At 56.9% G+C, this 10,438-nt stretch carries 9 protein-coding genes; 8 read left to right on the top strand and 1 reads right to left on the bottom strand.

Going from position 1 to position 10,438, the window contains the following annotated elements:
- The first annotated feature begins 440 nt into the window (after window positions 1-440).
- The 8 genes from nusA (at window position 441) to pnp (ending at window position 10,246) form a co-directional block, all read left to right on the top strand.
- Window positions 441-1,958 (top strand): transcription termination factor NusA, encoded by a 1,518-nt coding sequence (gene nusA, locus EJP87_RS17360; protein ID WP_130473065.1) that lies wholly within the window; start codon window positions 441-443, stop codon window positions 1,956-1,958.
- Window positions 1,936-2,559: a DUF448 domain-containing protein gene (locus tag EJP87_RS17355; RefSeq protein WP_130473064.1), complete on the top strand. Its 624-nt coding sequence runs from the start codon at window positions 1,936-1,938 to the stop codon at window positions 2,557-2,559. The genes nusA and EJP87_RS17355 overlap by 23 nt, the downstream gene beginning before the upstream one ends.
- Window positions 2,560-2,673: 114 nt before the next feature.
- Entirely contained in the window at window positions 2,674-5,964 is a 3,291-nt protein-coding gene (infB, locus tag EJP87_RS17350; RefSeq protein ID WP_130473063.1) for a translation initiation factor IF-2, read from the top strand.
- A gap of 322 nt (window positions 5,965-6,286) precedes the next feature.
- On the top strand, window positions 6,287-6,577 hold the full coding sequence (locus tag EJP87_RS17345) for a DUF503 domain-containing protein (protein ID WP_227657773.1): 291 nt from the start codon (window positions 6,287-6,289) through the stop codon (window positions 6,575-6,577).
- Window positions 6,574-7,059, top strand: a complete 486-nt coding sequence (gene rbfA, locus EJP87_RS17340) for a 30S ribosome-binding factor RbfA (RefSeq protein ID WP_130473062.1) — start codon at window positions 6,574-6,576, stop codon at window positions 7,057-7,059. The genes EJP87_RS17345 and rbfA overlap by 4 nt, the downstream gene beginning before the upstream one ends.
- Window positions 7,056-7,808 (top strand): tRNA pseudouridine(55) synthase TruB, encoded by a 753-nt coding sequence (truB, locus tag EJP87_RS17335; RefSeq protein WP_130473061.1) that lies wholly within the window; start codon window positions 7,056-7,058, stop codon window positions 7,806-7,808. The genes rbfA and truB overlap by 4 nt, the downstream gene beginning before the upstream one ends.
- 35 nt (window positions 7,809-7,843) lie before the next feature.
- The gene (gene rpsO, locus EJP87_RS17330; protein WP_130473060.1) at window positions 7,844-8,113 is read left to right on the top strand and encodes a 30S ribosomal protein S15; all 270 of its coding nucleotides are present in this window, start codon (window positions 7,844-7,846) and stop codon (window positions 8,111-8,113) included.
- Window positions 8,114-8,170: 57 nt separating this feature from the next.
- Entirely contained in the window at window positions 8,171-10,246 is a 2,076-nt protein-coding gene (pnp, locus tag EJP87_RS17325; protein WP_130473059.1) for a polyribonucleotide nucleotidyltransferase, read from the top strand.
- On the opposite strand, the gene EJP87_RS18770 is transcribed toward pnp, so the two are convergent.
- Window positions 10,221-10,438 (bottom strand): hypothetical protein (locus EJP87_RS18770; RefSeq protein ID WP_227657772.1); only part of this gene is annotated, 218 nt, incomplete at its 5' end. The genes pnp and EJP87_RS18770 overlap by 26 nt on opposite strands.

Here is a 10,438-nt window from a genome sequence, read left to right as displayed (position 1 = left end):
CTGCACCCACCAGGAGGAGATAATCTCCTCCTGGACCTCCATAATAATTTTCTGATTTTCAAATGCGATTGCCATGGGTGTGGAAAGTGACTTGCGTTACTTGCCGATCCTGATTATGCTGTACCGAGCAACTCAGGCTTGTTTGGGAAATCAGGTAGTGAATTATGGAAAATTGATTTCCTTGGCATGGGAGGGGTTTTGTTTTAGAGTAGGTGAGACTGACTCGCCGTTGTCTGGAGCTGTTGGGAAGGATGACGGGTCACTGGTGTGGTGACTAACCTGTGTTTTCGGAGACAAAGTCGGCTGAGCCGGCTTTTTTTTTTCTTTGCGGGGGCAGAGGTGAGGGAAGCTTTCGCCGTGTCTGAATACCGCAAGGGGAGTCAGGCTGGCGGGTTCTGCCCAGTTGTTTTGTCTTTCTAATATGAAGGAAGCTGAGATTCATGACTGTTGAGATTGTACAGATTGCAGAGCAACTTGCCCGTGAGCGGGGCATCAAGCGTGAAGTGGTGATTGAGGCGATGGAGACGGCGATTCAGGCGGCTTCACGCAAAAAATATGGTGCCCACAAAAATATTCATGTCAAGTTCGAGTACAAGACAGGCGACTTTCTCATCAACCAGTTGCGTGAGGTGGTGAGCTCAGACGACGATGATGCCTATGAGGGTGAGGATACCCATATTATTTTGGATGAGGCGTTGCGTTTGAATCCGGCGGCCAAGGTGGGGGATTTGATTGCCGAACGCTTGCCACCGATCGATTTTGGGCGTATTGCCGCGCAGACAGCCAAGCAGGTCATTGTGCAGAAGGTGCGCGAGGCGGAGCGCAACAGTGTCTATCTGGAATATTTTGATCGTCAAGGTCAGTTGATCAACGGTTTGGTCAAGCGTGTCGAGCGCAACAATGTGCATGTGGATTTGGGTCGTGCTGCGGCCTTTTTGCCGCATGAGCAGCAGTTGCCTCGCGAGCATTATCGACCGGGAGATCGCATCCGCGCCTATATTTTTGAGGTGAGGGATTCGCCACGAGGTCCACAAATTATTTTATCGCGTACCGATCCGCGTATGGTACCGCGTCTGTTTGAGATGGAGGTGCCTGAGATCTATGATGGCATTGTCGAGATCAAGGCGGTGGCGCGTGATCCGGGATTTCGCAGCAAGATTGCTGTTTTTTCCAACGACAGCCATGTCGATCCGGTAGGCGCTTGTGTGGGGGTGCGAGGTTCCCGTGTGCAGGGGGTGGTGACCGAACTGCAAGGGGAGCGGATCGATATTATCGAATGGTCTCCGGATCCGGCGGTATTTGTCTGCAACGCTTTGGCTCCGGCTGAGGTGGCCAAGGTGGTGGTGGATGAAGAGGAGAAGGCGATTAAGGTGATTGTCGGTACCGATCAACTCTCTTTGGCAATTGGTCGCCGTGGCCAGAATGTGCGTTTGGCCAGCGAATTGACTGGTTGGCGCATTGATATTGTCACCGAGCAGGCGGATCAGGCGGTACGGGCGGAAGAGTTTGAGGAGTTGACGAAAAACTTTGTCGGTTGGCTGGATGTCGATCGCGATGTGGCAACTGCCCTGGTGCAGGAGGGTTTTTCGGCCCTGGAGGAGATTGCCTACGTACCTTTGGAAGAGTTGGCCAGCATTGATGGCTTTGATGAAGAGATTGCCCACGAGTTGCGCAACCGGGCCAGGGATCGATTGATGTCTTTGGCGATGGAGAAGGAAGCGGCGCGCATGGCGGCGCGGATCGATCCCAAGTTGTCGCGTTTGCCTGGATTCCCGGAGGGGCTGGAGCAGCAGTTGGCCGATAAAGGTATTGCCACCTTGGACGATCTGGCCGATTTATCGACCGACGAGGTGATGGAGATCATGGGTGAGAAGGTGACCCGTGACAAGGCGGAGAAGTTGATTCTGGAAGCGCGCACGGCAGCAGGATGGTTTGATGGGCCCGGGAAGATGCGTTAAGGGTGGTGGGGCCAAAGGTGATGGGGTGACCGATGCGGAGGAGGGTGTTTTCCGACAGTGTGCGGTTACCCGTACCCGGCGACGCAAAGAGCATCTGCTGCGTTTGGTAAGTGACCCACAGGGGCAATGGACGGTGGATTTGCCGGGGCGCTTGCCGGGACGCGGGGTTCATGTTCTACCGGATCCGCAGGTGGTGCGCCGCTTTCTGCAACGGCGCGGGGGAGCCATGGTAGCAGTCGATCCCTTGCTGGAGCAGGTAGGCAAGGCTTTGACCAGTCGGATATTGGATGGTATCGGCTTGGCGCGCCGGGCGGGATGTTTGCAGCGGGGTTTGCGGGATGTGTCGGAAGGTGTGGCGGCTGGGGCAAAGCCGCTGATTCTCTTGGCGGCGGATACGGCACAGCATACCCGACAAAAGCTGCAGCAGTTGTTGCACCGCCATGCCGCGTTGGAGATGTGGGAGTTGCTGGATCGGGAGCGCTTTGGCAATGCGTGTGGCAGTAGTGGTCCGGTAGCGGTTTTAGGTGTGACAGAGCTGCGTATGGCAGAGCGGTTACGGCATGATCTGCTGCGTTGGCGGGAGTTTGGTGCATCTGTTTGATGGTGCAGCAGAGCAGGTAGGCAAAGCGGTTGAGGCAAGGTTTGCCGTGGATGACCTCGCAGAGGTGTTGCCAGGGCAATGGCGTAAAACAATCAAGTTGGTGGGGATGTTCTTTTGAGCGATATCAAGAAAGGCGATGGCGAGGACGAAGAAGCTGGCATGCTGCGGTTGAGTGCGCCGCGGCGCATCGTTCTCAAGAAAACGGTGGAGGGAGGCTCCATTCGGCAGAATTTCTCCCACGGACGCAGCAAGAGCGTTGTGGTTGAGGTACGCAAGAAAAGGACGTTTGTGAAGGCTGGCGAGGAGGGGGCTGCATCGCCGGAGAACACGACACTGCCTGCTGGCTCGGCGGCGCTGGGTGATGATCGTGCGGCGGCGCTGCGGAGTACGGCTCCCGCCAAGCAGATTCTGGCACCGATCTCCTCAGAAGAGCGGGCCATTTTGTTGCAGCAGCAAGAGGAGCAGCGGGCGGCTGAAGAGCGGCAGCGGCAGTTGGAGCTGGAGCAACAGGAGCGAGAGCGACAGTTGGAGCTGGAGCGGCAGCGGGAACGGGAGCTGCAAGCGGAGCGGGAGCGGCAGGCAGCGGCAGAGGCAGCGGCAGAGGCCGAGCGTGCCCGGGCGGCCAAGGCAGCTTTGGCGACGCCAGAGCCAGAGACAACCACTCCACAGCAGGAGGTGCAAGAGCGCGTTGCAGCTCCGATTGAACGCGAGTCGCCGGTGGTGAGTACACCAGCTCCCAGTGTGACTGTGCAGGTCCGAGAGGTCGCCAGGGTATCGTTCCAGGATAACAGGGGCAGAGGCGCGAAAGAGAGTGGTGGGGCCGCAGAGGCACCCAGTGGCGTTGCGGGGCAGGGTGGTGCCATGCGAATGGCGGCATCGGTCAAGAGTGGCAGCTCGGTAACGCGCCGTGATGTCAGAGAGGAGAGACCGCAGCCGTCATCGGGTAAACCGGCTTATGCGGGTCGGGGCGAAGCGCCGACATTTCGTCGTGAGGGTTCTGGTGGACCGGCTCGGGAAGGGGGAGCGCCATTTCGTCGGGAAGAGGGCGCCCACAGACGCCCGGCAGGGGGAGGGGCACCGCGTCGTGAGGGAGGAGAGTCGCATTCTACGGAAGAGCCCTCTTATACACCCCGGCGTGAAGGGCGAGAGGGCTCCTCTTATGCAGGTCGCAGTGGCAGTGGTGCGGCTCCGGGGATGGAGGGCGGTGCAGGGCGTGGTCCCTCGCGCTCCGCGACTGGTGACTCTGCCTCGGCGGGACGTCCTGCAGGGGCAGCACGGCGGATCGAGAAGCCGGTGGTGGTTCCGGCTGAGTTGGATGCGTCAGGAGATTTGGCCTCTGGCAAGAAGATGACCCGGGCGCAGCGCGAGGATGTGGCGCGCAAGAAGACCGATGCTTTGGTGGCCAAGCGTTTATCTCAGTTGGATGAGATGCGTCGGCAAAAGCAGGAGGTGGATGAAAAGCGCAAGCTGGATAATGTTGTGCCTTCACCGGCACGGGTGACGCTCAAGGCTGGTCGGGTCAAGTATAAGGGCAAGGCGATTATCGAGGAGGATGAGAAACAGGTTCCGATGCGTCGGTCGCGTTCCCCGGCGGCGAAGAACAAGTTTGCACGTCGTGAGGATGCACAGAGCCTGGGTCCGGTGATTCGCGAGGTGATTGTCCCGGACATGATTACTGTGGGTGATTTGGCAGCGCGTATGGCGGTCAAATCGTCGGAGGTGATCAAGCGTTTGATGGCACAGGGCATGATGTTGACCATCAACCAGGTGTTGGACCAGGAGACGGCGGTATTGGTCGTGGAGGAGATGGGGCACAAGGCCAAGATGGTTTCCGAGGCGGCAGCGATTGATGCTGAGTTGTCGGATACAGCCAGTGCCGATGATGCTTTGCAGGAGCGGCCTCCGGTGGTGACGGTGATGGGTCATGTCGATCATGGCAAGACCTCGCTGTTGGATGCGATTCGCAAATCGGATGTGGCGTCGCGGGAGTTTGGTGGTATTACCCAGCATATTGGTGCCTATCAGGTAACGATGGCCAATGGCGCCAGTATTACCTTTTTGGACACACCGGGCCATGCGGCTTTTACGGCCATGCGGGCGCGTGGTGCACATGTGACCGATATTGTGGTGTTGGTGGTGGCGGCGGATGATGGGGTTATGCCCCAGACGACCGAAGCGATCAATCATGCCAAAGAGGCCAAGGTGCCGATTGTGGTGGCCATCAACAAGATTGACAAGCAGGGGATCAATATAGATCGGGTGACCCAGCAGTTGGCGGATCATGGTTTGGTGCCGGAGGATTGGGGTGGCGAGACCATTTTTGTCAAGGTGTCGGCCCATACAGGAGAGGGCATTGAGACTTTGGAGGAGATGATTCTGCTGCAGGCCGAGGTGTTGGGGTTGCAGGCGGATGTGGCACAGCGGGCGCGTGGTGCAATCATCGAGGCCAAGTTGGACAAAGGACGTGGTCCGGTGGCCACCTGTTTGGTACAGAATGGCACCTTGAAGGTGGGTGATATTTTTGTTGCCGGAACAGAGTGGGGCAAGATCCGCAGTTTGATCGATGACAAGGGACGGATGGTCAGTGAGGCGTTGCCAGCCATGCCGGTGGAGATCATCGGTTTTTCCGGGATCCCTGAGGCGGGCGATGATCTGGTTACGGTTCCAGATGAGCGTCGGGCCAAGGAGATTGCCGCCTTCCGCATGCGCAAGTCGAAAGAGCGCGGACAAGCCAAGCATACGCCACAAATGGATGATATTTTTGACCAAATTCACCGGGTGGAGTCAGATGAGGTCCGGGTGATCATCAAGGGTGATGTGCGCGGCTCGGTGGAGGCGGTGGCCGAATCGTTGCAGAAGATCGTCCATGAGTTGGTGCGGGTCAATGTGATTCATGTGGGGGTTGGTGGCATCAATGAATCGGATGTGATGTTGGCGGCGGCTTCGGATGCGATCATTGTTGGTTTTAACATTCGTGCAGATGCCAAATCACGGGATCTGGCCAAGCGTGAGCAGGTGGATATTCGTTTTTATACCGTCATTTATGATTTGATGGATGATATCACCCAGGCGCTGGAAGGCAAGTTGAAGCCGTTGGTGGAGGAGACGGTGGTGGGTCGTGCCAAGGTGCGCGAGTTGTTCCGTATCTCCAAGGTGGGTTTGGTGGCAGGGTGTATGGTGATCGAGGGAACGATTACCCGCAAATCCAAGGTGCGTCTGTTGCGTGACAATGCGGTGATCTATACCGGGGATCTGCAGGCATTGAAGCGGTTCAAGGATGATGCCAAAGAGGTGCGTGAGGGAATGGAGTGCGGTATTTGTCTCGACAAATTTAGCGACATCAAAGAAAACGACATCATCGAGGCATTTACCTCGATGGAGGTTCGGCAGACCATTGATCGTTAAGGGTCGGAAAGCAGGGTACAAGTGCGGAATATTGCCGCTTCAGGGTCGGAAAGCAGGGCATCGGTGCGGAATATTTCCGCACGGTTGATGTGGCGACCATGTGCCTGTTGGACAATGGCCCTCCCTAAAAGAGTCTTTCTTCGCGGCCAGGTTGTGTGCTCTGCGCGCATGTTGTGCATGCACTGAAAAGCGAGGGGCCGCATCCCTGCAGGGATGGTATCCTGCTCTCGCCAGGGGCGATAAGCGCTCCTGGATTCCAAAAGCGTTTTGCACAAGCAATTGCCCTGGTTGCGCGATGCACTACTACCGGGAATACGAGAGGATGGGTATGCACGTCGTGGCGCTGGAGCTCCGTTTGGATCTGCCGGGGGTCTACTCTCTGAAGGCAAAGCGGGGGATCATCAAGGGACTATTGCAGCGGGTGCACAATCGTTTTGCGGTGGCAGTGGCTGAGGTGGCGCATCTGGACCATTGGCAGACGGCTGGTTTAGGCTTTGTTGCGGTGGGTAATGAGGTGGCGGTATTGCAGTCGCGCATGCAGAAGGTGTTGGATTATATTGAAGGTGAGGGTACAGGGATAGTGGTCGATTTGCGGATGGAGTTTTTGGCATGAATCGCACAATGGAGCTGACTGGAGGATCGGGGGGACGGATTCGCACCGAGCGGGTGGCCGGTTCGATTCGTCAAGAGATTGCCGAGATGATTTTGCGGCAGGAGATTCATGATCCGCGTTTGGCAGGGTTGCTGACCATCACCGATGTGCAATTGAGTGCCGATTTACAGCATGCCACGGTCTTTTTTTCGCTATTGGGTGGGGAAGCAGCAGGAAGCGAAGTGACGGCAAGCGAGGCCAAGGCGGCAGTGGAAGAGCGTATGCAGAGCTGCCAGCGCGTATTGACGCATGCTGCCGGATTTATTCGCAGTCAGTTGAGCAAACGTTTATCGCTGCGCCATACTCCGCAGTTGCGTTTTGAACCGGACACCTCTCTGGATTATGGTATGCGCATGGATCGTTTACTGCATTCGCTGCAGATTCCGCCGGAAGGGGCGGCGGGAGAGGATGGAGAAGAGAAAAAGGGAGAGCAGGAGCAGTGAGTCGTGGCAGACGGACGGGCCGTGATATTAACGGTTGGTTGGTGATTTTGAAACCGGCAGGAATCAGTTCCGCTCATGCGGTAGCCATAGTCAAGCGCTTGACCCAGGCGGCCAAGGTGGGGCATGGCGGAACCTTGGATCCCTTTTCCGAGGGGTTGTTGCCGATGGCCTTGGGCAGGGCGACCAAACAGTTGGCACATATTCTGGAGGGAAACAAGGGGTATCGTTGTTGGATACGCTTTGGTATAGAGACCGACAGCGGTGATCCGACCGGAGTGGTGGTTGCGGAAAACGGGATTATCCCGGAACGTGCTCTGCTGGAGCAGGCGTTGCAGGCCTTTTTGGGGCCACAGGAGCAGGTTCCTCCGGCCCATTCGGCGGTGCATGTCAATGGGGTGCGGGCCTATGAGTTGGCGCGACGGGGTGAGACGGTGGAGTTGCCGCCCCGGCAGGTGGTGATTCACCAATTGTTGCTGGAGAGTTATGAAGAGGGGGTAGCGCAGGTATTGGTGCGTTGCAGTAAGGGTACCTATATGCGTTCGTTGGCGCGGGATTTGGGGCGTCATTGCGGAACGGTGGCCCATTTGCAGCGTCTTCTGCGCACGGAGACGTTGGGTTTTTCCCTGGAGCAGGGAATTACCCTGGACCAACTGGCCCAGGTGGTCAGTCAGGAAGGTTTGGCAACCGTGTTGTTACCGATGGATCGGGTGCTGGACGACATCCCGGTATCGCGTCCACAGGTAGCGTGAGTGTGACTGATTGTTGATAGTAAAGGAGAGATTCGATGTCGATTACGCCGGAGCGCAAGCAGGAGTTGATCAAAGAGTATGCTTTAGCGGAAGGAGATACCGGTTCACCGGAGGTGCAGGTTGCCCTGTTGACGGAACGGATCAATAACTTGACCGAGCATTTGCGCAGTAATCTGAAGGATCATCATTCGCGGCGCGGTTTGCTGAAGATGGTGGGACTGCGTCGTCGTTTATTGACCTATGTACGTGGTCAGGATGTAGAGCGTTATCAGCGCCTGATCAAGCGGTTGAATCTGCGCAAGTAGGAAATGGATATAAATAGGGTACGCATGGGTGTGCCCAAGAATTGGGGAAAAGACGAAATGTTCAAAATTGTTAGGAAGAGTGTCCAATTTGGGGCGAGTGAAATCATCCTGGAAACGGGCCGGATGGCACGGCAGGCGGATGGCGCAGTGCTGGTGACCTACGGCGAGACGATGGTATTGGTGTGTGCTACGGCGGACAAAACGGTTCGTCCTGGTGCCGATTTTTTCCCGTTGGGGGTGCATTATCAGGAGCGGAGTTGGGCGGCAGGCCGCATTCCGGGAGGCTTTATCAAACGGGAGACACGTCCTTCTGAGAAGGAGATTTTGACTTCGCGTCTGATTGATCGGCCATTACGGCCATTGTTCCCCAAGGGGTACACCCTGGATACCCAGGTGGTGGCGACGGTGATCTCTTATGACGGTGTGCATCAGCCCGATATTCCGGCGATGATTGGCGCCTCGGCAGCTTTGGCGATCTCTGGCTTGCCTTTTGATGGACCGATTGGTGGGGCACGGGTTGCCCATATCGACGGGCAGTTGGTTTTGAATCCGAGCGTTGAGCAGATGGCCAGCAGCCGCCTGGATCTGGTGGTAGCCGGAACCGACAAAGCGGTGACCATGGTGGAATCCGAAGTCGATTTCCTCAGCGAAGAGGAGATGCTGGATGCGGTGATGTTTGGTTTTGAGGGGTTCCAGCCGGTTGTGACCTTGATTCGTGAGTTGGCTGCCGAGTGTGCCAAACCACGGATGGCGGTGGAGGCGCCGGTGGTGGATGCGGCGTTGCAAGAGCAGGTACGCCAGGGTTATCTGGAAGAGATTCGCGCCGGCTATCAGGTGGTGGAAAAGTTGGCGCGTCAGAACGCGGTAGGCGAGTGTCGCAAACGGGCGATTGCTGCCTTGTCAGCGGAAAACAGCGCTTTGGCGGCAGAGGTGGCTTCCATTTTCAGCCATTTGGAAGCAGAGGTGATCCGGGAGCGCATTTTGTCCACGGGTACGCGCATTGATGGACGTGGTTTGACCGATGTTCGCCAGATTGTCAGTGAGGTGAGTTTATTGCCTCGGGTACATGGTTCGGCTCTGTTCACGCGCGGTGAGACCCAGGCTTTGGCGGTGGTTACGCTGGGTACCGGCCGTGATGAGCAGATTGTCGAGAGCTTGGATGGTGAGTCGCGGGATGCCTTTTACTTGAACTATACCTTTCCTCCGTACAGCGTTGGAGAGACGGGACGTATGGGGGCTCCGGGGCGGCGAGAGATTGGTCATGGCAAGTTGGCAACCCGGGCGGTGGCTGCCATTTTGCCAGAGAAGGACTCCTTTCCCTATACAGTGCGCGCCATTTCCGAAATTACCGAATCCAATGGCTCGTCGTCGATGGCGACGGTTTGCGGTGTGGTGCTGGCAATGATGGATGCCGGGGTGCCGATCAAGGCGCCGGTGGCGGGCATCGCCATGGGGTTGGTCAAGGAGGGAGAGCGGTTTGCAGTTTTGTCGGACATCATGGGTGATGAAGACCATTTTGGCGATATGGATTTCAAGGTGGCCGGCAATGCGCAGGGGATCACTGCATTGCAGATGGATATCAAGATCACCGGAATCAATCGTGAAATCATGGCGGTGGCCTTGCGTCAGGCGCGTGCAGGCCGGATCCATATTCTGGAGCGGATGCAGAGCACCTTGGCGGAGCCACGGGCTGATTTGTCCAACTATGCACCGCGTATCTTCACCATGAAGATCAACCCCGACAAGATTCGCGAGGTGATTGGTTCGGGTGGCAAGGTGATTCGTGGTATCACCGAGGAGACCGGTTGCCAGATTGATATTACCGATGATGGTACGATTACCATTGCGGCGGTGGATGGACAGAGCGCCAAGGCAGCAGAGACCATTATTCGGCGTATTGTCGAAGAGGTGGAGGCGGGGCAGGTTTATGAAGGCAAGGTGGTGCGGGTGACCGATTTTGGTGCCTTTGTCAACATTCTGCCCAACAAGGATGGTTTGGTACACATTTCTCAGCTTTCCGGGCAGCGGGTCGCCAAGGTGACCGATGTGGTCAAGGAGGGGGATGTGGTCAAGGTCAAGGTTTTGGATGTGGATCGGCAAGGGCGCATCAAGTTGACCATGAAGGATGTGTAGAGATTTGCCACAGAGTCTGTTCATCCCTGGAGACAAGTAGAGGGATGGGCAGGCGCACAGCCTGATCTGGGGAGGGAGGCCACTCCCTCCCTTTCTGGTACAACCAGAGTGACTGTTCAGGTTCGTGCTGGCTCGCCAGCTCTACCCCTATGGGGATGCTGTGGGCATTGGCGCAAAAAATGCGCGCCAATG

The sequence above is a fragment of the Candidatus Magnetaquicoccus inordinatus genome (assembly GCF_004217665.1).
Lineage (GTDB): Bacteria > Pseudomonadota > Magnetococcia > Magnetococcales > Magnetaquicoccaceae > Magnetaquicoccus > Magnetaquicoccus inordinatus.
The sequence above is the reverse complement of the archived record's forward strand: the minus strand, read 5'-3'. Positions and strand labels throughout refer to the sequence as shown.